This is a genomic window from Mesorhizobium abyssinicae, from assembly GCF_049887195.1.
In the GTDB taxonomy this organism is placed as follows: Bacteria; Pseudomonadota; Alphaproteobacteria; order Rhizobiales; family Rhizobiaceae; genus Mesorhizobium; species Mesorhizobium abyssinicae.
The window spans coordinates 620,794-642,952 of record NZ_JARAKC010000002.1 but is presented as its reverse complement, the minus strand read 5'-3'; the positions used below and the strand labels follow the sequence as shown (position 1 = coordinate 642,952).

At 65.3% G+C, this 22,159-nt stretch carries 17 protein-coding genes; 2 read left to right on the top strand and 15 right to left on the bottom strand.

The features are described from left to right. Nucleotides 1-42 precede the first annotated feature (42 nt). Nucleotides 43-1,191 (top strand): efflux RND transporter periplasmic adaptor subunit, encoded by a 1,149-nt coding sequence (locus PU724_RS07620; RefSeq protein ID WP_354421130.1) that lies wholly within the window; start codon nt 43-45, stop codon nt 1,189-1,191. A gap of 234 nt (nt 1,192-1,425) precedes the next feature. Then, nucleotides 1,426-4,572, top strand: coding sequence for an efflux RND transporter permease subunit (locus PU724_RS07615; protein ID WP_354421128.1), 3,147 nt, complete (start codon nt 1,426-1,428; stop codon nt 4,570-4,572). 292 nt (nt 4,573-4,864) lie between these two features. On the opposite strand, the gene PU724_RS07610 is transcribed toward PU724_RS07615, so the two are convergent. The 15 genes from PU724_RS07610 to PU724_RS07540 all read right to left on the bottom strand — a co-directional run bounded on the left by PU724_RS07610 (nt 4,865) and on the right by PU724_RS07540 (nt 22,156). After that, complete coding sequence (locus PU724_RS07610) at nt 4,865-6,574, bottom strand: trimethylamine N-oxide permease (protein WP_354421126.1); 1,710 nt, start codon at nt 6,572-6,574, stop codon at nt 4,865-4,867. A 249-nt stretch (nt 6,575-6,823) separates the two neighbouring features. Further along, nucleotides 6,824-9,193 (bottom strand): trimethylamine N-oxide demethylase, encoded by a 2,370-nt coding sequence (locus PU724_RS07605; protein ID WP_354421124.1) that lies wholly within the window; start codon nt 9,191-9,193, stop codon nt 6,824-6,826. Between the two features lie 269 nt (nt 9,194-9,462). After that, entirely contained in the window at nt 9,463-10,086 is a 624-nt protein-coding gene (locus PU724_RS07600; protein WP_354421123.1) for a sarcosine oxidase subunit gamma, read from the bottom strand. Then, a complete protein-coding gene (locus PU724_RS07595; protein ID WP_354421267.1) occupies nt 10,079-13,063 on the bottom strand; it encodes a sarcosine oxidase subunit alpha in 2,985 nt (994 codons plus the stop codon). Before PU724_RS07595 ends, PU724_RS07600 begins: the two co-directional genes overlap by 8 nt. Beyond that, nucleotides 13,063-13,338: a sarcosine oxidase subunit delta gene (locus tag PU724_RS07590; protein ID WP_354421121.1), complete on the bottom strand. Its 276-nt coding sequence runs from the start codon at nt 13,336-13,338 to the stop codon at nt 13,063-13,065. Before PU724_RS07590 ends, PU724_RS07595 begins: the two co-directional genes overlap by 1 nt. A 16-nt stretch (nt 13,339-13,354) precedes the next feature. Beyond that, entirely contained in the window at nt 13,355-14,608 is a 1,254-nt protein-coding gene (locus tag PU724_RS07585; RefSeq protein ID WP_354421119.1) for a sarcosine oxidase subunit beta family protein, read from the bottom strand. A gap of 94 nt (nt 14,609-14,702) precedes the next feature. Next, on the bottom strand, nt 14,703-16,010 hold the full coding sequence (glnT, locus tag PU724_RS07580) for a type III glutamate--ammonia ligase (protein WP_354421117.1): 1,308 nt from the start codon (nt 16,008-16,010) through the stop codon (nt 14,703-14,705). A gap of 62 nt (nt 16,011-16,072) precedes the next feature. Beyond that, nucleotides 16,073-17,401, bottom strand: coding sequence for an FMN-binding glutamate synthase family protein (locus PU724_RS07575; RefSeq protein ID WP_126056046.1), 1,329 nt, complete (start codon nt 17,399-17,401; stop codon nt 16,073-16,075). A 6-nt stretch (nt 17,402-17,407) separates the two neighbouring features. Beyond that, nucleotides 17,408-18,139, bottom strand: coding sequence for a GltB/FmdC/FwdC-like GXGXG domain-containing protein (locus tag PU724_RS07570; RefSeq protein WP_126056045.1), 732 nt, complete (start codon nt 18,137-18,139; stop codon nt 17,408-17,410). Between the two features lie 4 nt (nt 18,140-18,143). After that, nucleotides 18,144-19,040 (bottom strand): class II glutamine amidotransferase, encoded by an 897-nt coding sequence (locus PU724_RS07565; protein ID WP_127393063.1) that lies wholly within the window; start codon nt 19,038-19,040, stop codon nt 18,144-18,146. An 84-nt stretch (nt 19,041-19,124) separates the two neighbouring features. Then, nucleotides 19,125-19,454, bottom strand: a complete 330-nt coding sequence (locus tag PU724_RS07560; RefSeq protein WP_127393062.1) for a hypothetical protein — start codon at nt 19,452-19,454, stop codon at nt 19,125-19,127. Then, the gene (locus PU724_RS07555) at nt 19,451-20,140 is read right to left on the bottom strand and encodes a hypothetical protein (protein ID WP_127393061.1); all 690 of its coding nucleotides are present in this window, start codon (nt 20,138-20,140) and stop codon (nt 19,451-19,453) included. The genes PU724_RS07560 and PU724_RS07555 overlap by 4 nt, the downstream gene beginning before the upstream one ends. Nucleotides 20,141-20,186: 46 nt before the next feature. Continuing rightward, nucleotides 20,187-21,587, bottom strand: a complete 1,401-nt coding sequence (locus PU724_RS07550; protein ID WP_127282579.1) for an APC family permease — start codon at nt 21,585-21,587, stop codon at nt 20,187-20,189. Nucleotides 21,588-21,601: 14 nt separating this feature from the next. Further along, nucleotides 21,602-21,763 carry a hypothetical protein gene (locus PU724_RS07545; protein WP_127282580.1) on the bottom strand — a complete coding sequence of 54 codons (162 nt, stop codon included), beginning with the start codon at nt 21,761-21,763 and terminating at the stop codon, nt 21,602-21,604. Between the two features lie 15 nt (nt 21,764-21,778). After that, entirely contained in the window at nt 21,779-22,156 is a 378-nt protein-coding gene (locus tag PU724_RS07540; protein ID WP_127282581.1) for a hypothetical protein, read from the bottom strand. Nucleotides 22,157-22,159: the final 3 nt, after the last annotated feature.

Genomic DNA, 22,159 nt, shown 5'->3' with positions numbered 1-22,159 from the left:
GCGCCGGTGTCGAAAAGTTGATCTCCAGTCAGGAGTGCTAAGGTGTCTTTGTCCAATTCCATCATCCGCAGGCTGCCGGTCGCCGGCCTGATCGTCGCCGCTCTCGGGCTTGCCGGCTGCAGCCAGGAGAAGGCCGAAATCAAGGAAATCATCCGGCCGGTCAAGGTGGTCGAGATCGGTGAGGCCCAGACCACCCGCGAGCTCGACTATTCCGGCTCGGTGCGCGCCCGCACCGAGATGAACCTCGGCTTCCGCGTCGCCGGCAAGGTTACCGAGCGCCTCGTCGATATCGGCCAGCATGTGAATTCGGGCGATGTGCTCGCCCGTATCGATGCCTCCGACTACGATTTGTCGGTCAGGAGCGCGGCGGCGAGCCTCGACGCCGCCGAGCGGCAGGTCGAAACGGTGGATCTGGCAAAGAAGCGCGCCGAGCAGCTCTACGCCAAGAGCTTCGCGTCGAAGTCGCAGCTCGATCAGGCGACGCTGACCTATGCTCAGGCCGTGGCGACGCGCGACGCTGCCCGCTCGACGCTTGCCCAGGCGAAGAACCAGGTCGGCTATACCGATCTCAAGGCGAGCGAGGACGGTATCGTTACCGCCATCAGCGCCGATATCGGCCAGGTGGTCGGCGCCGGAACGCCGGTGATGACCGTTGCCGTCGACGGCGAGAAGGAAGTGCTGATCGCCGTTCCCGAGATGGACATCGCCGAGTTTCGGCCGGGTAAGGAGGTCAAGGCCGGCTTCTGGTCCGACGATGCGCTGACGCTGGCCGGCAAGGTGCGTGAGGTTTCCGGCAGCGCCGATCCGCAGTCGCGCACCTTCGCTGTCCGCGTCTCGCTGCCCAACGATCCGCGCGTGCTGCTCGGCATGACCGCCAACATCGAAGCCTCGGTGGCGAGCCGGAAGCAGATGGTGTCGATCCCGCTCAGCGCGCTCGCCGAGAAGGACGGCCGGAAGATTGTCTGGACCGTCGACCGCACCAGCGAGACGGTTCATCCGCGCCCGGTCAAGGTCGGCGACTTCACGGTCGACGGCGTCAATGTCGCCGACGGGTTGAAGCAGGGCGACGTCGTGGTTGCCGCCGGCACGCAGTTCATGACCGAGAACCTCAAGGTCAAGCTCTCCGGCGACGCGGCGCAGCAGTCGGCGTCGGCCGAAGGCAAAGCCGACATCACCAGCAGCCTGCGCTGAAGCCGGGCGAATGAAAATGCCGCTCGCTGGAGCGAGCGGACCATGGTTTCCGGGCGGCGAGCGCCCGGCTGTCGAGACGTCAGGTTGATGTAACCCCCACATCGATCCTCGCGTCCCACCGCGACGAGTGTCTCTCCGCCTCGGAAAGCCTCGCCGCCCGGAAGCCAGCATCGGAAATATCGTGAGCACGCGCAGATGCGTGCCTTGCCGATCAATCGGAATGGACTGACGCCGATGACCACCGACAGCACTGAGAAGCGGCCCTTCAATCTTTCGCGCTGGGCGATCGGCCACCCCAGCATCGCGCGCTTCCTGTTCGGCCTGATCATCCTTGCCGGCGCGCTCGGCCTGATGCGCATGGGCCAGAAGGAAGATCCTGACTTCACCTTCCGCGTCATGGTCGTCCAGGCCGTCTGGCCGGGCGCCTCGATCCAGGAGATGGAGGACCAGGTCGTCAACAAGATCGAGCGCAAGCTGCAGGAAACGCCGCATCTCGATTTCGTGCGCTCCTATACGCGAGCCGGCAGCGCCATCATCACCCTGCAGGTGAAAGGCGACACCAATGCCGAGCAGGTGAAGGACGCGTTCTACCAGGTGCGCAAGAAGGTCGGCGACATCGCCAGCGACCTGCCGCAGGGGCTGCTCGGTCCGTATTTCAACGACGAGTTCGGCGACACCTTCATCACGCTGCATTCGATCAGCGGCAACGGCTACAGCTATCCGGAGCTGAAGAAGTTCGCCATCCAGGCGCGCGATATGCTGTTGACGACGCCGGGCGTCGAGAAGGCCGTCATCATCGGCGACCAGCCGGAGAAGATCTATATCGACGTCTCTTCGAAGGCGCTGGCCGAGCGCGGACTGACGCTGACCGACCTGCAGAACGCGATCAAGGGCCAGAACAATGTCGACCCGGCGGGCTCGGTCGACACCGGACAGCGCTCGGTGCGCATCTCGGTCGAGGGCGACGTCACCAGGGCCGCCGACATCAGGGAACTGCGCCTGCGCGCCGGCGGCCAGGTGACGCGGCTCGGCGACATCGCCACAGTCTCTTCGGGGCTGGAGGATCCGTTCCAGCGCAAGTACCGCTTCAACGGCCATGAGAGCGTCCAGCTCGGCGTCGTCATGGCCAAGGGCTTCAACGTCACCGACGTCGGCAAGGATGTCGAAGCGACCTACCAGCGCTTCGAGGAAGGCCTGCCCTACGGCGTCGCCGTCGACCAGATCTCCGACCAGCCGGAGGTCGTCCGCGATGCCGTCAAGGAGTTCATGGAGGCGCTCGGCGAGGCGCTGCTGATCGTGCTGGCCGTCTCGCTGCTGTCGATCGGCTGGCGTTCCGGCCTGGTCATCGCCATCGCCATTCCGCTGGTGCTCGCCGCCACCTTCGCCATCATGTACGAGCTCGGCATCGACCTGCAGCGCATTTCGCTCGGCGCGCTGATCATCGCGCTCGGCCTGCTCGTCGACGATGCGATGATCGTCGTCGAGATGATGGAACGCAAGCTGGAGGAGGGGCTGGTCAAGATCGAGGCGGCGAGCTTCGCCTATTCCTCGACCGCCTTCCCGATGCTGACCGGGACGCTGATCACCACCGCGGGCTTCATCCCCGTCGGCTTCGCCGCCTCGACCGCCGGCGAATATGTGCGCACCCTGTTCTATGTCGTCGGCATCGCGCTGGTCGTGTCCTGGTTCGTCGCGGTCTATTTCACGCCGTGGCTCGGCCACATGATCCTGAAGCAGCGCAAGCATGCCGGCAGCCATCACGATGTCTTCGACACGCGCTTCTACCGCCGCCTGCGCGTCACCGTCGGCTGGGCCGTGCGCCATCGCATCATCGTGCTGGTGATGACGCTGGTCACCTTCGCCACCAGCCTGTGGGCGTTCCAGTTCATTCCGCAGAACTTCTTCCCGCAGTCCTCCCGGCCCGAAATCCTCGTCGACCTCTGGCTGCCGGAAGGCACCTCGATCAAGGAGGTCGAGACGCAGGCCAAGGCGCTCGAAGGCAAGATGATGGACGATCCGGACAAGCGCTTCATCGCCACCTATATCGGCGAGGGCGCGCCGCGCTTCTTCCTGCCGCTCGACCAGCAGCTCAGGAATCCGAACTTCGCCCAGCTCCTGGTGATGGCCAAGGACGAACCGGCGCGCGAGCGGCTGATCGTCAAGCTGCGCACCATCCTGGCCGAGGATTTCCCATCCATCCGGTCCAAGGTCGACCGCCTGTTCCTCGGTCCGCCGACCGGCTGGCCGGTGCAGATGCGCGTCATGGGCCCGGACCGCCAGGAGGTGCGCCGCATCGCCGACGAGGTGAAGGCGAAGTTCCACGCCAACCCGCTGCTCGGCGCCGTGCATGACGACTGGCTGGAGCCGGTGCCGGCGATGAAGCTGGTCATCGACCAGGATCGCGCCCGCGCGCTCGGCGTCACCTCGCAGCGCATCCGCCAGATGCTGCAGGCCACCATGTCCGGCGCGCCGCTCGACGACTTCCGCGACGGCGAGGAGACGGTCTCGATCGTCGCCCGCGAGCCGGAGGCGAGCCGCAAGCTGCTGTCCTCGGTCGATTCCGTCTACATCCCGACCGATTTCGGCGGTTTCGTGCCGCTGTCGCAGGTGGCCAAGGTCGTTCCGGTGCTGGAGCAAGGCATCGAGTGGCGGCGCGACCGCCTGCCGACCATCACGGTGCGCGGCACCCTGCCGGACGGCGTGCAGTCGAACGACGTCGTCACCAAGATGTACAACGACATGAAAGACCTGCGTGCCGGCCTGGCGCCCGGCTACAAGGTCGAGATCCAGGGCGGCGCCGAGGATTCGGCCGAAAGCCAGGCCTCGATCGCCGCCAAGGCGCCGATCATGCTGGCCATCATCGTCGTGCTGCTGATGATCCAGCTGCAGCATTTCGGCAAGGCGATGCTGGTGCTGGCCACCGGCCCGCTCGGCATCATCGGCGCCGCCGCAGCCCTGCTGATCAGCGGCGCGCCCTTCGGCTTCGTCGCCATCCTCGGCGTGATCGCGCTGCTTGGCATCATCATGCGCAACTCGATCATCCTGGTCGACCAGATCGATCAGGACATCGCCGCCGGCATAGAGCGATCCGAGGCGATCATCGGCGCCGCCGTGCGCCGCTTCCGGCCGATCATGCTGACGGCGCTCACCGCCGTGCTGGCGCTGATCCCGATCTCGCGCGCCGTGTTCTGGGGGCCGCTGGCCTACGCCATGATGGGCGGCATCCTCGTCGCCACCGTGCTCACCATCCTGGTGCTGCCGGCAGGCTACGCGCTGTTCTTCGGCCGCGAGCGCAGGAAGGCCGGGGTCGAGGACAAGGGGCCCGAGTCCGAACTGACGCAGAACAACGAAAAGCCGGAGCTGGCGCTGGCCGCGGAATAAGGTGGTGGCAACCTCGGATCGTCCGCCATTGCCACGGGTCGATGGCGGACGATCTGCATCGCGGCTCGGCGCGCTAGAGCAATTCCAGGAAAAGTGTGAAGCGAATTGCAGCGGCGCGGCATCTTCAGGCGCGAGTATGAGAGGATCGACGCTGCGCGAGAATCACGGCCTGAAGCGGCCGCCGAACCGGTTCTTCGAGGAGACGATCCGCAAGGCCGGCTGACGAGAGGCCGTTGGACAAAAGAGATCGGGCGCGCCGAGGCGCGCCCGATCCTGTTCTCAGTTCGCTGCGTCAGATGACGAACAGCCAGTTGGCGATCAGCATCACCGCCACGCCGGCGATCAGCGTCAGATAGGGCAGGGCGCCCGCCTTCTTGACCTTGAGGTCGGCCGACGTCATGCCGAGATCGGCCAGCATTTGGTCGGGGAACTTGCCGCCGTCCTGGATGTAGTGACGGAAGCAGAACACCGGGATGATCAGCGCCGCAGTGATCAGGCCAGCCCACAGCGCCATCGGGTTCCACACCTTGGCGCCGGCGCCCATGAAGACGGCGTTGACATAGGCGAAGATCGCCCCGATGCCGAGCAGCCAGGTCGGCGCCCGCCACGGCCTCGCGATATGGCCGTTGTCGATGCGGTGGATCCAGCCGGCATTGAGGTTGAGGAAGTTGAAGATGATGTAGCCGCAGTTCGACACGGCGAGGATGAAGAAGAAGCTCGTCGCGTCGGCCGAGGCGATGGCCAGCACGATCAGGTTGAAGACGAGGTCGGTCCACATCGCCCGGGTCGGCGCGCCATGCTCGTTGACATGGCTGAGATAGCGCGGCAGCCAGCCGTCGACCGAGCCCTGGTAGAGCGTGCGCGAGGAGCCGGCCATCGCCGTCATGATGCAGAGCACCAGCGCCAGGATCATCAGCATGACCAGCAGGCTGTGGATGATCTTGCCGCCGCCGACCATGCCGGCCAGCGCATCGGCGACGCCGGAGCCGTCCACGATCGGCGTCGCCAGCATGCCGTTGAGGCCGAGCACGCCCTGGAAGGTGAACGGCACCAGGATGAACAGCAGCATGCAGAGCAGGCCGGAATAGAAGATCGCCTTGAACGTGTCGGTGCCGGGGTTCTTGAACTCGGACGTGTAGCAGACGGCGGTCTCGAAGCCGTAGGTCGACCAGGCGGCGATGAACATGCCGCCCAGCACCAGTGTCCAGCCGGCGATGTTCCAGGCCCCCGGTTCGGGCGCGTAGGCGGCCGCCAGCGGCACCAGCGGCGAGAAGTTCGCCCAGTTGATCTGGCCGGTGAAGATCGGCACCACGCCGACGATCAGCATCGGGATGATGACCAAAAGGCCGATATATTTCTGCACACTGGCCGTGCCGAGGATGCCGCGATGCTGGATCGAGAAGATCATCAGCATCAGCACCGCGCCGATGAAGAAGGTGGCGTTGAAGGTGAAGGACACCGGACCCAGCGTATGGCCCCACAGCGACCAGGTGCGGATCGCCGGCGTCGCGGCGGCGGCCACCGCCGCGATGGCATCGGCGGGCGCCGTGCCGGCATGGGCGGCGATATAGGCGACCACTTCCGGCGAGGTCTCGCTGAAGACCGGGATCGGCGCCAGCGCGTTGAGGATATAGGCGGCGGCGATCGAGCAGCCGAGCGACAGCACCGGCGACCAGGCGAACCAGTTGCACCACACCGACAGCGGCGCGATGAATTTCGAGTAACGCAGCCAGGCGGTGGCGCCGTAGATCGAGGCGCCGCCGGACTTGTTCGGGAACAGACCGGCGATTTCGGCATAGGTGAACGACTGCAGGAAGCCCATGATCATGGACACCGTCCAGATCACGAAAGCCAGGGTTCCGGTCGTGCCGGCAATCCCGCCGATGGAGAACAGGACGAGGGCGGGAACGCCGCTTGCCACCCAGAAGGCGCCACGCCAGTCGATATGCCTGAGCAGCTTGCCTTCTGCAGGCTGCTCAAGGACCGTGCTCATTGTGCTCATATGTATGAATTCCCCTTTTTGCTGTTCCCCGCCGGTGTGCCTCGGCTGCGCGAAGCTTCCCCCCGGCCTCATTTCGAACGGCTGTAGTGTTTCCACTCAGTCGCATTTTTTTCTTAACAGTGAAGATTGATCCGACGCGCTTTCACGTCAAGCGTTTTGTGGCGCCGTGCACATCACGCTTGCGAAACATGGCACGGACGCCACTGCGGCCGCCATCAAGACGGTCGGATGAGGCCTTGGAGGCCGCCGTCAGGAGCGCGGTTTCGTCTTTTGCGGGTCGTAATGCGCGAAGGCCACGACTCGCGCCGGCAGCCGCTTGGCATGGCCGTCGAGCTTGCCGACCTCGACCTCCGTGCCGATGTCGGCATGGGTGACGTCGAGCCGCGCCAGGGCGATGGTCTTGCCGAGCAGCGGAGAGCGCATGCCGGAGGTGACGACGCCGATCTGGGCGCGGCCGACATGGACGCAGTCGCCGTGGCCGACAGGGATGTTCGCATCGATGTCGAGGCCGACCAGTTTCGTCTGCGGATGTTCCTTGCGCCTTATCAGCGCGTCGCGGCCGATGAAGTCGTCGGTCTTGGTCTTCAGCGGCACGGTGAAGCCGATGCCGGCCTCGAACGGATCGGTCTGGTCGGAGAACTCGTAGCCGGCGAAGATCAGCCCGGCCTCGATGCGCACCATGTCGAGCGCCTGCAGGCCCATCGGCTTCAGCCCATGCGGCTGGCCGGCCTCCCAGATGGCGTCGAACACCTTTTCGGCGTCGCGCGGATGGCACCAGATCTCGTAGCCGAGCTCGCCCGTATAGCCGGTGCGCGAGACGACCACCGGAACGCCGTTGCCGCCGCCGATGCGGGCGACCGCGAAGCGGAACCATTCGAGCTCGCCGATCGAGGGCTGCAGCGGCGAGGTCCAGACGACCTCCTTCAAGATGTCGCGGCTCTTCGGGCCCTGCACGGCGATGTTGTGCATCTGGTCGGTGGACGAGCGCACCAGCACGTTGAGGCCGAGTTCCCTGGCCGTCTCGCGCAGCCATTCGCCGGACAGGTCGTCGCCGCCGACCCAGCGGAAATTGTCCTTGCCGAGCCTCAGCAGCGTGCCGTCGTCGATCATGCCGCCATGCTCGTAGCACATCGCCGAATAGACGACCTGGCCGACGCCGAGCTTCTTGACGTCGCGGGTCAGCGTGTATTGCAGCAGCGCTTCGGAATCCGGTCCTGTCACCTCGAACTTGCGCAGCGGCGACAGGTCCATGATCACCGCCGCCTGCCGGCAGGCCCAGTATTCGGCGATGGCGCCCTCTTTGGCGAAGGAGTTGGCCAGCCAGTAGCCCCTGTACTCGGCGAAGTCGCGCGTGTGCTTGGCAAAGCTCGAATGAAAAGCTGTCTCTCGGGTCATCTTCGGTTCCGAATCGGGCGTCATGCGTCTGGCGATCGCACGCGAGAATTTGTGCTGGCGGGAATAGGTGCGCACATGGATGTCGGTGAGATTCCAGCCATTGGCGGGCGTGGTGTCGTCGGGGCAGGCGGAGGAGACGCAGACGATGTCGGTCAGTGCGCGCAACAGCACATAGTCGCCCGGCCGCGACCATGGCTCGTCCGACACCATCACGCCATGCGCGTCGATTGCCGTGTTGAAGAAGAAGTTGATCGCCATCCAGCCGGCGCGGGGCGTGACGCCCTTGTCCCAAAGCGCCTTGTTGAAATTCTCCGAGCAGTTGGTGTGCCCGGGATAACCGATGTCGTCGTAATATTTGGCGGCACAGGCGAGCGCGAAGGCGTCGTGCCGCCCGCAAGTGTCCTGCACCACCTCGACCAGCGGCTCCATGTCCTGGTCGTAATATTTCGAATGCAGGCCGGGCATCGGATAGGCGGCGCCCATCAGCGTGCGCGTCGTCGTCACGTCGAGCGGCAGGTCGCGGCCCTTGTCCAGCTTGCGCGCCGAAAAACACTGGAAGTCGGTGCACTGGCGGCCGTCGACATCGATGATCTGCAGATAGTCGCCGGCCTTGACGAAATAGGCTTCGGCAGTCGCCGAATGGACCCTGAGATCGAGCACCGGATCGGCGAGCGGATCGGCAAGCCCGGACTTCGCCTTCAGCCGGATCGTCGCGCGGCGCACGATGACGGTGAGCGGCGTCGCGGTGTCGTGGCCGTCGACGAGCATCGGTCCGCCGGGCGCAGCGATCAGCAGCGAGCCATCGCGCTGCACGGCAAAACTTTGCTCGGTGCCGGCGGGCGTCGCGCCGCCGAAGACGCGCACGGCCTTCGGTTGCTCAAGCTGAACTTGGCGGCGTTGCAGGCCGAGACGCAGCGCCGACAAGCTGTCCTCGCCATCCGCCAGCAGCGCCTTGATGCCGGCGGCGTTGCTGTTCGCGGCCTCGCCGAAAATGCCGGGATCGGTGACACTGTCCTTGCCCCAGGCCAACAGCTCGCAGGCCTGTCCGCCTTCGATATTGCGCACGCTGACCGTATCGCCGGCCTCGACGTCGATCAGCACCGCGCCATTGCCCTGCACGGTGTAGCGCTCCATGCCGGGCGGCAGCGCGATCTGGCCTGGCCTGAGGATCAGGCTCGGTCGGGGCGGCCCGGAGACGACGGCGGGGTAGGGCGACTGGCTCATCTCGACCCTATGTTTCGAGCAACAAGTTTGCCTGTGTGTGAAATTAGTTTAGCAGCAAGAATAGCAGCGGGGTTGGATTTGGCAAGGTGGAGATGGCGCCGGCTCCTCCTTCTCCCCTTGTGGGAGAAGGTGTCGCCGAAGGCGACGGATGAGGGGTGCGCGAAGGAACGCCAGCGTCTCACTTCGTCGCGCACCCCTCATCCGTCTCGGCGCTAACGCGCCGATCCACCTTCTCTCACAGGGGGAGAAGGAGAGGGCGCGCACATGCGCTACGCCAGTTCCTCGGAATGGCCGATCGTAACGCCATACTCCGCGGCCGAATCGAGAATCGTGTGCCAGAGACTTTCGGCGAAGGTCGAAAACACCAGCAGGTTGAACACCGCCTGTCCGCCGCGATCACCGCCCCGCCACAGCGTGACGCTCGTGTGATCCATCGAGGTCGCAGCCGCCATGCCCACCGCAAACACATCGGGATGCAGATCGATCGACGACAGCTTGGCGAGCATCGCGCGCGCTCTCTGCCCGGATACGCTGATCAACGCCCGCGCATGCGACTGGTCCGAAAGCGATGCCGATCCGGCAAAGACCGAGGCAAGCGCCTCAATCCCGTGCCTGCCGCCTTTCGACAGCACGAAAAACTGATCCGGTCCGGACCAGATCAGCGTCGCGTCGGCGGTGCCGACCGCCTTCGGCGTTTCCGGCGGGGCGACACCGAAGCGGGCCTTCGCGGCCGCGGCCATCTCGGCCGCCTTGCCGCGGCGCGCCATCACCTGGACGAGGTCGAAATTGCGGATCTCGGTCAGCGACACGCCGGCTTCACCCCGCGCGCCATACGGCCCGGTGACGAGGGTGCGGTCGAGCGGGCTGCGGATATCCCAGGAAAACTCAGCCACGCTGGCGCCCTCCTTCCGGATCGTAGAAGACGGGATTGCAGAGCTCGACATCGTACTCCTCGCCACGCAGCGGGTCGTGCGCGCGCACGATCTCGCCGATGCGCTCGCGGCCGCGTTCGACCAGCCCGAGCCCGATCCACTGGTCGAGTGTCGGCGAGAAGCAGACCGAGGTGACATAGCCCTGGTCGTTGCCGGGGCCGGGGATCTCGCCCTTCGGAATGACATGCGCGCCGGAGCGCAGCCGCCGCGCCTTGTCGGTGGGCTTGACGCCGACGACCACCTGCCGGTCCGGCGCAACCAGCGCCTCGCGGCCGGCCATGACGCGGCCGATAAAATCCTTCTTGGTCGACATCATCTTGCCGAGGCCGAGATCGGCGGCGGTCGTGGTGCCGTTGAGCTCCGGCCCGGCGACATGGCCTTTCTCGACGCGCATCACGCCGAGCGCCTCGGTGCCGTACGGCGTCACGCCGAACGGTTTTCCCGCGACCATCAGATTGCGCACCAGCGCCTCGCCGTAACGCGCCGGCACCGAGATCTCGAACGCCATCTCGCCGGAGAAGGAAATGCGGAACAGCCTGGCCTTGATGCCGCCGCGCAAGGCGACTTCGCGCGCGCCCATGAACGGAAAGCCTTCGTTCGACAGGTCCTCGGCGGGATCGACAATTTCGCGAAGCAGGTCACGGGTCTTCGGCCCGGCGATGGAGAACTGCGCCCACTGGTCGGAGACCGAAGTCAGCTGCACGTCGAGTTCGGGGAACAGCACCTGGCGGCAGAATTCGAGATGCTGCATCACCAGCCCGGCTTTGGCGGTCGTGGTGGTGAGGAAATAGTGATCCTCGGCCAGCCGCGAGGTCGTGCCGTCGTCGTAGACGATGCCGTCTTCGCGCAGCATCAGCCCGTAGCGCGCCTTGCCGACGGCGAGGTTTGAGAACGAGTTGATGTAGACGCGGTCGAGGAAGACGCCGGCGTCGGGACCGTGCACGTCGATCTTGCCCAGCGTCGAGACATCGCAGAAGCCTACTCCGCCGCGCACCGCCTTGACCTCGCGGGTCACCGATTCCAGCCAGTCCTTTTCGCCCGCGCGGGGATACCACTGCGCCCGTTTCCATAAACCGGTGTCGACGAACACCGCGCCCTGTTCCGCCGCCCAGTGATGTGACGGCGTCAGCCGCGTCGCATGGAAGGTCTCGTCGCGGTGGTGGCCGGCGAAGGCGCCGATGGCGACCGGCACATAAGGCGGCCGGTAGATCGTCGTGCCGGTTTCCGGGATCGATTTGCCGCTCACCGCCGCCATGATGGCGAGGCCGGCAATGTTCGAGGTCTTGCCCTGGTCGGTCGCCATGCCGAGCGTGGTATAGCGCTTGAGGTGCTCGACCGATTCGAAACCTTCGCGCTGCGCCAGTTCGACGTCGGAAGCGGTGACGTCGTGCTGCTGGTCGACGAAGGCCTTGCCCTTGCCGGGGACATGCCAGAGCGGGGTGAGCGAGAAGGCCTCGTCGTCGGCGACCGGCGCTGAACCTGCGGTGCCGCCGCGCCCGCTATCGCTTGCGGCAGCGGCGCCGGCCTCAAACCCTTCGCGCAGGCAAGCGCCCAACCCGAAGGCGCCGTTGGCGGTGCCTACGGCGACCATGCCGGGCGGCGCGCCATCCGGCACGAAGGCGGCGATATCGTCGCGCCATTTCGGCCGGCCGCGATGATAGGAGGTCAGCCCGACCGAAGGATTCCAGCCGCCGGAAACGGCAAGCCCGTCGGCGTCGACCTCGGCGCGCGCGCCGCCGGTCAGCGAGACGGCGATCTTGCGCACACCGTCCTTGCCGCCGTCGACGCCGGTAACTGAGCCGTTGAGCACCGGGAAGCCGTTCTTCGAAGCAAGCGTGCGATGCTGCGGCGAGACATCCGGCCGCGCATCGATCACCGCCGCGACCTGCAGCCCGGCGCCAATCGCCGTCTGGACCGTGCGCCAGCCGTCCTCGTTGTTGGTGAACAGCGCGACGCGTTTTGCGGGCGTTGCCGCGTAGCGGCCGACATAGCTGCGCATGGCGGAAGCCATCATCACGCCGGGCGTGTCGTTGCCGGCAAAGACGATCGGCCGCTCGATGGCGCCTGCCGCGACAATGCTGCGCTTCGCCACGATCCGCCACAGCCGCTGCCGCACCTGGTGCTCCGGCGGAAACGGCAGGTGGTCGTTGACGCGCTCGATCGCGCCATAGGTGCCGCCGTCATAGACGCCGAACAGCGTCGTGCGCGTCATGATGCGGACATCGGGAAGGGCGGCGAGTTCGGCCAGCGTGCGCGCAATCCATTCGGCGGCCGGCAGCCCGTCGATCGTGCCGCCGTCAGCAAGCAAGCGGCCGCCCGGGACAAAATCCTCTTCGCACAGGATGACGCGCGCCCCGCTGCGGCCTGCCGCCAAAGCCGCCGCCAGTCCCGCCGGACCGGAGCCGGCGATCAGCACGTCGCAATGTGCCCAGGCCTTGTCGTAGTGGTCGGGATCAGCAATGCCAGCGGCGCGGCCGAGACCGGCGGCGCGGCGGATCGCCGGCTCGTAGACCGCTTCCCAGAACTTCGCCGGCCACATGAAGGTCTTGTAGTAGAAGCCGGCGACGAAGATCGGCGCGAACAGCTGGTTCACCGACAGGAAATCGTGGCGCAGCGACGGCCAGCGGTTCTGGCTGGCGGCCTCGAGACCGTCATACAGTTCCGCTGTCGTAGCTTTGGTGTTCGGCTCGCGCCTTGCGCCGCTGCGCAATTCGACCAGCGCGTTCGGCTCTTCCGATCCCGCCGTCAGGATGCCGCGCGGGCGGTGGTACTTGAACGAGCGCCCGACCAGCTTGACGCCATTGGCGACCAGCGCCGAGGCCAGCGTGTCGCCCTGGAAGCCAAGCAGCGTCTTGCCGTCGAAGCGGAAGCTCAGCGGCACCGAGCGGTCGATGAGGCCGCCGTCTGCCAGCCGGTGTGTTTGCGCGTCGCCCACCATCACGCGTCAACCTTTGCCGCACCGGCGCCAGCAGCGGGCACGACAGCCGAAATCTCGTGCGTCAGCGTGTTGCGGGTGACCTTCAGCCAGGCCCTGCAGCCGCCGCCATGATACCAGTGCTCGCTCATCGGGCCGGCGATGTTGTCGCGCAGGTAGACATAGTCGTAGACGGCGTCTTCGCCCGCGTCCGCCGCCGGCCGTTGCGGCTTGGCGTCGCCGAGATAGGTGAACTCGCCGAGTTCGCGTTCGCCGCAGAAGGGACAGACAATACGCATGATTTCCTGGCCGCCTTCAGTGCAGGTTCGGTTGGGCGCCCTGGCCCTTTTCGTCGATCATCGCGCCGCGCTGGAAGCGATCGAGGCGGAAGCGCGAGGCTTCTTTGTGCGCTTCGTCGCGGGCGATGAGATGGGCAAAGACCAAGCCGGAGCCGGGCGTCGCCTTGAAGCCGCCATAGCACCAGCCGGCATTGAGATAGAGGCCATCGACAGGGCTCTTGTCGATGATCGGCGTGCCGTCCATCGACATGTCCATGATGCCGCCCCACTGGCGCAGCAGCCTGACGCGGCCGATCATCGGGATCAGCGCCATGCCGCCCTCGCAGACATCCTCCATGACCGGAAGGTTGCCGCGCTGGGCGTAGGAATTGTAGCCGTCGATGTCGCCGCCGAAGACCAGGCCGCCCTTGTCCGACTGGCTGACATAGAAATGCCCTGCGCCGAAGGTCATGACATTGGGCAGCAGCGGCTTGATCGCCTCGGAGACGAAGGCCTGCAGCACGTGGCTTTCGATCGGCAGGCGCAGGCCCGCCATCGCCGCGACCCGCGATGAGGAGCCGGCGACCGCCATGCCGACCTTGCCGGCGCCGATGCGGCCGCGCGAGGTCTCGACGCCGGTCACCTTGCCGTTGCTGTCGCGCGTGAAGCCGGTGACCTCGCAGTTCTGGATGATGTCGACGCCAAGCGCGCTGGCCGCATGCGCATAGCCCCACACGACGGCGTCGTGTCGCGCCGTACCGCCGCGCCGCTGCAGCAACCCGCCCTGCACGGGGAAGCGCGCATTGTCGAAGTTCAGGAACGGCATCATTTTCCTGACCGCCGCGAGGTCGAGCAATTCGGCGTCGATACCGTTGATGCGCATGGTGTTGCCGCGCCGCGCATAGGCGTCGCGCTGGGCGTCGGAATGGTAGAGGTTGATGACGCCGCGCTGGCTGACCATCGAATTGTAGTTGAGGTCTTGCTCCATCCGCTCCCACAGCTTCATCGACAGCTCGTAGAAGCCGGTATTGCCGGGCAGGCCGTAGTTGGAGCGGATGATCGTGGTGTTGCGGCCGGCATTGCCGGAGCCGATCCAGCCCTTTTCGAGGACGGCGACGTTGCGGATGCCGAACTCGCTGGCGAGGAACCACGCCGTCGCCAGCCCATGGCCGCCGCCGCCGATGATCACCACATCGTAGCGGTCCTTCGGGCTGGCGTCGCGCCAGGTGCGCTGCCAGTTCTTGTGGCCGGAGAGGGCGGCGCGGGCGAGCGAGAAGATCGAATATTTCATAAGGTCATTCCGAGATCGCTCGCGTCGCGCTGGTGGTCTTCCTCAACGCATCGGATTCGTCCGAAAACCGCTTCGCACTTTTCGGTCCGATGCTTCAGATATCCAGCGTGTGGTCGCGCTCCCACTGCGTGAAGTGCGAAGCATAGGAATTCCATTCCTGCTGCTTCAGCTTTAGGTAAGCCGACGAGAATTCCTCACCCAGCGCCGTCTTCAGCGATTTGTCATTGTCGAACTCGCGCAGCGCGTCGAGCAGGTTGAGCGGCAATTTCGGCGCGTCCGTCACGGTATGGCCGAACTGGTACATGTCGATGTCGTAGCGTTTGCCCGGGTCGGCCTTCGAGCGGATGCCATCGAGACCGGCAGCGATGATGACGGCCTGCAGCAGATACGGGTTGGCTGCACCGTCGGGCAGGCGCAGTTCGAAACGGCCCGGGCCTGGCACGCGCACCATGTGGGTGCGGTTGTTGCCGGTCCAGGTCACCGTGTTCGGTGCCCAGGTCGCGCCAGAAATCGTGCGCGGCGCATTGATGCGCTTGTAGGAATTGACCGTCGGGTTGGTGATAGCCGCAAGCGCCGAGGCATGCTTCATGATGCCGCCTAGGAAATTCTTGCCCTTGGCCGAGAGGCCGAGCTCCATCGCATTGTCGGCGAAGACATTGGTCTTGCCGGTCTCGTCCCACACCGAGATATGCGCATGGCAGCCATTGCCGGTCAGGCCCTGGAAGGGCTTGGGCATGAAAGTCGCGCGCAGGCTGTGCTTTTCGGCAATCGACTTCACCATGAATTTGAAGAACGAGTGCTTGTCGGCGGTCGCCAGCGCATGGTCGAAGGTCCAGTTCATCTCGAACTGGCCGTTGGCGTCCTCATGGTCGTTCTGGTACGGGCCCCAGCCCAGCGCCAGCATGTGGTCGCAGATCTCGGCGATGACGTCGTAGCGCCGCATCACCGCCTGCTGGTCGTAGCATGGTTTTGAGGCGGTATCGTATTCGTCGGAGATCGCCTTGCCGTCCGGCGAGATCAGGAAGAACTCGGCCTCGACGCCGGTCTTGACATGCATGCCGTCGCGGGCAGCCTCTTCGATCACCCGCTTCAGCGTGTTGCGCGGCGCCTGGCCGACCTCCTTGTCGTCCATGACGCAATTGGCGGCGACCCAGGCGACCTCCGGCTTCCACGGCAACTGGATGACCGAGGCTGGATCCGGCACCGCCAGCATGTCCGGATGCGCCGGGGTGAGATCGAGCCAGGTGGCGAAGCCGGCAAATCCCGCGCCGTCCTTCTGCATGTCGGCGATCGCCTGTGCCGGCACCAGCTTCGCGCGCTGGCCGCTAAACAGGTCGGTGTAGGAGATCATGAAATATTTGACGTTTTTCGCCCTTGCGAATTCTGCAAGATCAGTAGTCACACCAGTTCCCCATTTTTTGTCGGCCATGGCCCAAGGCATTTGGGTCTTGGCCCTTCAATTGATTAGAAGCCGTTCTTCCCCGGTATCCAGTTGGTGCCGGCAAGCGGCACGCCCGCCATGGCGGCCGCCTCGATGGTGAGCGCGACGAGATCCTCGGGCTCGAGGTTGTGCAGGCTGTTCTTGCCGCAGGCGCGCGCGATCGTCTGCGCCTCCAGCGTCATCACTTTCAGGTAATTCGCCAGCCGCCGTCCTGCCGCGATCGGGTCGACCCGCTTCATCAGCTCGGGGTCCTGGGTGGTGATGCCGGCCGGGTCGCGGCCTTCATGCCAGTCGTCATAGGCGCCGGCAGTGGAGCCGAGCGCATTGTACTCCGCCTCCCACCGGGGATCGTTGTCGCCCAGCGCAACCAGCGCCGCCGTGCCGATCGACACCGCGTCGACGCCGAGCGCCAGCGCCTTGGCGACGTCGGCGCCGTTGCGGATGCCGCCGGAAACGATCAGCTGCACCTTGCGGTGCATGCCGAGGTCCTGCAGCGCCTGCACCGCCGGCCTGATGCAGGCAAGCGTCGGCTGGCCGACATTTTCGATGAACACTTCCTGCGTCGCGGCGGTGCCGCCCTGCATGCCGTCGACCACGACGACGTCGGCGCCGGCCTTCACCGCGAGCGCGGTGTCGTAGTAGGGGCGGGCGCCACCGACCTTGACGTAGATCGGCTTTTCCCAGTCGGTGATCTCGCGCAGTTCGAGGATCTTGATCTCGAGGTCGTCGGGCCCGGTCCAGTCGGGATGGCGCGACGCCGAGCGCTGGTCGATGCCCTTGGGCAGCGTGCGCATCTCGGCGACGCGGTCGGAGATTTTCTGGCCGAGGAGCATGCCGCCGCCGCCGGGCTTGGCGCCCTGGCCGACGACCACTTCGATCGCGTCGGCGCGGCGCAGGTCGCGCGGGTTCATGCCGTAGCGTGACGGCAGATACTGGTAGACCAACTGCTTGGAATGGCCGCGCTCTTCCTCGGTCATGCCGCCGTCGCCGGTGGTGGTCGAGGTGCCGGACAGCGTCGCGCCGCGTCCCAGCGCCTCCTTGGCGGGGCCGGACAGCGAGCCGAAGCTCATGCCGGCGATGGTGATCGGGATCTTCAGCTCGATCGGCTTCTTGGCGTGGCGCGTGCCGAGCACCACGCTGGTGTCGCAGCGCTCGCGATAGCCTTCCAGCGGATAGCGCGAGATCGAGGCGCCGAGGAACAAGAGGTCGTCGAAATGCGGCAGCTTGCGCTTGGCGCCGGCGCCGCGGATGTCATAGATGCCGGTCGCCGCGGCGCGGCGGATTTCGGAGAGCGTGTAATCGTCGAAGGTCGCGGATTTGCGCGGCGTCGTCGGCGGGTTGCGATAGGTCATCTTGCCTCAATACGCGTCGGCGTTGTCGATATTGAAATTGTAGAGCTTGCGAGCCGAGCCGTAGCGCTTGAACTCTGAAGCTTTGACGCCGGTCACGCCGGCGCGGTCGAGCAGGCCTTGCAGGAATTCCAGATGCTCGGGCCGCATCTCCTTGGCGATGCAGTCGGCGCCCAGGCTCTCGACCTTGCCACGCACGAACAGCCGCGCCTCGTAGATGGAATCGCCCAGCGCATCGCCGGCATCGCCCAGGACCACGAGGTTGCCGGACTGCGCCATGAAGGCCGACATGTGGCCGATATTGCCGTGCACGACGATGTCGATGCCCTTCATCGAGATGCCGCAGCGCGACGACGCGTTGCCTTCGATGACCAGCAGACCGCCGCGGCCGGTGGCGCCGGCATACTGGCTGGCGTCGCCTTTGATCACGATCGAGCCCGACATCATGTTCTCGCCGACGCCGGGGCCGGCCGAGCCATGCACGGTGATGGCGCCGCCGGCATTCATGCCGCCGCAATAGTAGCCGACGCTGCCGCGCACATCGATGGCGACCGGCTGGTCGACGCCGACGGCGACCGAATGGCTGCCCTTGGGGTTGAGCACCTCCCAGGCCGTCTCGTTGGAGCCCGGGGTCAGCTGATGCAGCGCCTGGTTCAGCTCGCGCAGCGACAGTGCGGCAAGGTCGAACACCCTGGCGTGGCTCTGGTCGCGCTGAGCGGTGGATACGTTGGTTGCCGGCATGAACTCAGTGCTCCCAGAAATAGACGGTTGCGGGCTCCGGTTCCCAGACCCTCGCATTGTCTATGCCGGGCAGTTTGGTGAGCGCGCGATATTCCGAACCGAAGGCGACATACTGGTCGGTCTCGGCCATGACGGCGGGCTTGCAGGCGATCGGATCGCGCACCACGCCAAAGCCGTTCTTGGTGCCGACGACGAAGGTGAAGAAGCCGTCGAGATCGGAGAGTGTGCCCTCCAGCGCCTCGCCGAGGTTCTTGCCATGCGCGATCTTGGAGGAGAGATAGGCGGCTGCCACCTCGGTGTCGTTTTCGGTCTCGAATTTCATGCCCTCGCGGACCAGCTCGCGCCGCACATTGTTGTGGTTGGACAGCGAGCCATTGTGCACCAGGCATTGGTCGGCTCCGGTCGAGAAGGGGTGCGCGCCCATCGTGGTGACCGCCGATTCCGTCGCCATGCGGGTGTGGCCGATGCCGTGCGTGCCGGTCATCGAGCGCACGTCGAAACGCTCGACGACGGCTTCCGGCAGGCCGACCTCCTTGTAGATCTCGACCGCTTCGCCGGCGCCCATGATGCGGATATCGGGCCGAAGCGATTGCAGTGCCTCACGCGCGGTGTCGACCTTGTCCGGAGCCGTCCTGATCACCGCATGCGTCGATTTGACCGCGACGCTCACCGGCGCGCCGATCGCCTTGGCGAGCTCCGCGTCGAGGCCGCGGAAGTCGTGTTCCGGTTTCGCCGACTGGATGGTGATCTTGGCCTCGTTGCCGGCCGGTGCGCCATAGATGGCGATGCCGGCACTGTCCGGACCCCGGTCGGTGAGGCAGATCAGCATCTCCGACAGCATCGCGCCCAGCTTGGGCTCCAGCGACCTGTCCTTGAGGAAAAGTCCGACGATTCCGCACATGTCAGCCTCCGACGTTTATGGCTCTCAAATGATGTACCGAATGAGGAATTAGAATTCAACCATATGAAAAAAATTTTCCTCTAGTTACGTGTGCGGCTCTACGCCGCCGGCCGCGCCGTCATCGCTTCGGCGGTCACTATGAGCCCATTGCGTGTAGCGGATGCGTGCCATCTTGTAGGCATCGAGAATCGACAGTGCATAAATCAGGAAGCCGCCGGCATGACGGCCGACGAAGCTGGCGTCCGGTGCCGCCACCTTGGTGGTCACCCAGCCAAGGATCACCATGAAGAACAGGAATTGCAGCCCGCGCGTCGGCACGCCGAGCATGACATGTCCGCTCCCCGGCAGCACGATCGCCGCACCGAGCACGAGATACGGATTCGCCGAGGCGGGGGAACTGGCTTTGTCGGTCATGCGGCCTGCCGTTTGCGCTCGTTAATGGCATCGCGAAGCGTCGAGGCCGATTGCAGCAGCCTTTCGATCAGCGCCGGATCCAGTTTCGTGTCGCCAAACGCAGCCTGCCGGAACACGCCGTAGCGCGCCCGCTCTGCCTCGGCCAGCAGCCAGACGATGCGCACGCCCTTCGGTGTGACCAGCAGCTCCTTGGCCCGGCCCTCGGCAAAGATGTCGAGATGGCCGGCGATCACGTCCTGCGGGAAGGCGACTCCCTTGCGGTCCGTGCGCAGTACCGCCTCGACGGGAAAGCCGGCGGTCTTCGGCAGCGTGTGGCCAAGGTGATCGAAATTGGAAAACGTGGTCGCCGAGCCCGGCCGCATCATCATGTCGAAAGTTCCCGGAACGTCGACAGGCTCGGTGACCGTGACGGTGAGCCAGCGCGCCGGCAGTTTTCGGGTCGCCAGCGTGTCGACGATGGTGCGGACCTGCACACGAAGCCCGTTCCAGGTGCCCGCCCAGATGGCGACACCAGCCGTGCCGTCGGAGATATCGACGGCGTCGGCAACAACGGTGCGAATGCCGGCGGTGTCGGCGGCAAGCGCCGCCTCGGCCCGGTTGCGGCTTTTGCGCGCGAGCCAGGCAAGGTGGACGACGACGGCAAGCGCAATCGCCCCGGCAAACAAGACTGACGTCAACTCAGACATCTCGACACGCCAGAGCCCGCCGTCAGCCGGCGGGCTTTCTTTCCACTCAATAGCCCTGCGGCTTCGGCCACGGCATGGTGAACTGGTCGCCGCGGCGCACGAATTTGTAACGGTAGAAGTGGAACCACAGCGAGATCAGGAAATAGAAGATGGTCATCGCGATCAGCTGCGAGCCGAAGCCGAGAAAGATGGCGAAGAAGGTGACCACGCACAGGCAGAACAGCACGATTGCCGGCAGCGGATGGAAGGGGTGCGTGTAGCCGCGGCGGATGGAACCCAGTGGCCACTTCTTGCGGAACATCATGATGTTGATGCTCATAAAGGTGTATTGCAGCACGCCCGACAGGATCGAGAAAGTGATCGCCTGGTTGAGGTCGGCGATGAAGGCGAAGGCGAGCGCGATCGGCAGCAGGAACAAGATCGAGCGGTAGGGCGTGCGGTATCTCGGATGCACCGCCGAGAACCAGCTCGGCAGGTAGCGGTCACGGCCGAGCGAGAACCATGCACGGGCGGCATCGTTGATGCAGCCATTGGCCGAGGCAAGTGCTGCCAGCAGCGTCGCGATGAACAGCAGGTTCTCGAGCAGCGGGCTGCCCGTCAGCTTGCCGGCGTCCCAAAGCGGATAATAGGTGATGCCGAGATACTCCCACGGCATCATCGAGGCGCAGACATACCAGGTCATGGCAGCGGCGATCAGAAGCGTGATCATGCCGGCCATGGTGCCGTAGGGCAGCGAGCGCGCCGGTGAGCGCACTTCTTCGGCCGCCTGCGTGGTGCCCTCGATGCCGAGATAGTACCAGATGCCGAACTGGAAGGCGGCGATGACGCCGATCCAGCCATAGGGCAGCGCATTGCTGGGCGTCACCAGTTCGTTGAGCTTCAGCACCGCGCCTTGCGTCCACGGGCTCACCGAGAAGAACAGGATGACGATCGAGATGTAGGCAATCGCGGTGATGACGAAGTTGACGTTGAGCGTCATCAGCACGCCGCGATAGTTCAGCCAGGCCAGCACCACGATGGTGGCGGCGATGAAGGAATTGTGCGTTAGGCCCTCGACGCCGGCCTTGGCGACGATCGTGTCGCCGAGCAGGATGGCGTCCGACACTTCCAGCATCGTGTAGGCGAAGACCAGGAACAGCGCGACGTTGAAGGCCATCAGCGGCCCGACGATGTGCTTGGCCTGCGCATACTGGCCGCCGGCGGCGGCGACGGTCGATGTCACCTCGGAATCGATCATGGCGACCGAGGTGTAGAGCAGCCCGACGAGCCAGCAGACGATCAGCGCCGCCAGCGCGCCGCCCTTGTCGGCGGCGAAATTCCAGCCGGTGAATTCGCCGACCAGCACGATGCCGACGCCGAGCGCCCAGACATGTGCGGGGCCGAGCACCCGGAGCAGCGAGACCCTGTCGCCGTGGATGGTGGTGGTGTTGTCAAGCGCGACCGTCATCGATCAGTCCCCACTCAGATCCGGTGCTTTTCGGAAACGGCTTCAAGCTCGCCTTCGCGCGAGGAGGTCAGCACCTCCTCGGAATAGGTCGTATCGACCTTGAACCAGTCGTAGAGCATCCACAGCGCGAGCACGATCGAGATGCCCCAGCAGGCGTAAGACAGCGGTATCCACATGATCGTGTCCCCGGGTTACTTGTCGTCGAACTTTTCGTTGATGACTTCGCGATATTCCCGGTCCGATGCGCGGAACAGGAACACGAAATAGCCGATCAGAACCGCCGCCATGATGATCAGCGTCGGCCAGTCGATCACATAGTGGAAGCGGTTCTGGATGATGTCGTGCGCGGTCTCGGGCGTGTAGCCGAGCTTCTCCCAGATCGACGCCATGGTCGCATTCTGGCCAAGCGCGTCCCAAGTCTTGGCGTCGAGCGGATCGATGGACTTCGCGGCTCCGGCGAGGCCGAGCTTCAACGGCAGCCAAAGCGCCACGAAAATGGCGACCACGACCACAGCGATATCGAGGATCTGGCCGGCCTTGCTCTGTTCCGGCGGCTTGTAGCGGGACATGCT

Coding starts and splice junctions, on each gene's coding strand:
- PU724_RS07615 (WP_354421128.1), top strand. CDS start 1,426: ATGACCACCGACAGCACTGAGAAGCGGCCCTTCAATCTTTCGCGCTGG.
- PU724_RS07610 (WP_354421126.1), bottom strand. CDS start 6,574: ATGAGCACAATGAGCACGGTCCTTGAGCAGCCTGCAGAAGGCAAGCTG.
- PU724_RS07605 (WP_354421124.1), bottom strand. CDS start 9,193: ATGAGCCAGTCGCCCTACCCCGCCGTCGTCTCCGGGCCGCCCCGACCG.
- PU724_RS07595 (WP_354421267.1), bottom strand. CDS start 13,063: ATGGTGGGCGACGCGCAAACACACCGGCTGGCAGACGGCGGCCTCATC.
- PU724_RS07590 (WP_354421121.1), bottom strand. CDS start 13,338: ATGCGTATTGTCTGTCCCTTCTGCGGCGAACGCGAACTCGGCGAGTTC.
- PU724_RS07585 (WP_354421119.1), bottom strand. CDS start 14,608: ATGAAATATTCGATCTTCTCGCTCGCCCGCGCCGCCCTCTCCGGCCAC.
- PU724_RS07575 (WP_126056046.1), bottom strand. CDS start 17,401: ATGACCTATCGCAACCCGCCGACGACGCCGCGCAAATCCGCGACCTTC.
- PU724_RS07570 (WP_126056045.1), bottom strand. CDS start 18,139: ATGCCGGCAACCAACGTATCCACCGCTCAGCGCGACCAGAGCCACGCC.
- PU724_RS07565 (WP_127393063.1), bottom strand. CDS start 19,040: ATGTGCGGAATCGTCGGACTTTTCCTCAAGGACAGGTCGCTGGAGCCC.
- PU724_RS07560 (WP_127393062.1), bottom strand. CDS start 19,454: ATGACCGACAAAGCCAGTTCCCCCGCCTCGGCGAATCCGTATCTCGTG.
- PU724_RS07555 (WP_127393061.1), bottom strand. CDS start 20,140: ATGTCTGAGTTGACGTCAGTCTTGTTTGCCGGGGCGATTGCGCTTGCC.
- PU724_RS07550 (WP_127282579.1), bottom strand. CDS start 21,587: ATGACGGTCGCGCTTGACAACACCACCACCATCCACGGCGACAGGGTC.
- PU724_RS07545 (WP_127282580.1), bottom strand. CDS start 21,763: ATGTGGATACCGCTGTCTTACGCCTGCTGGGGCATCTCGATCGTGCTC.
- PU724_RS07540 (WP_127282581.1), bottom strand. CDS start 22,156: ATGTCCCGCTACAAGCCGCCGGAACAGAGCAAGGCCGGCCAGATCCTC.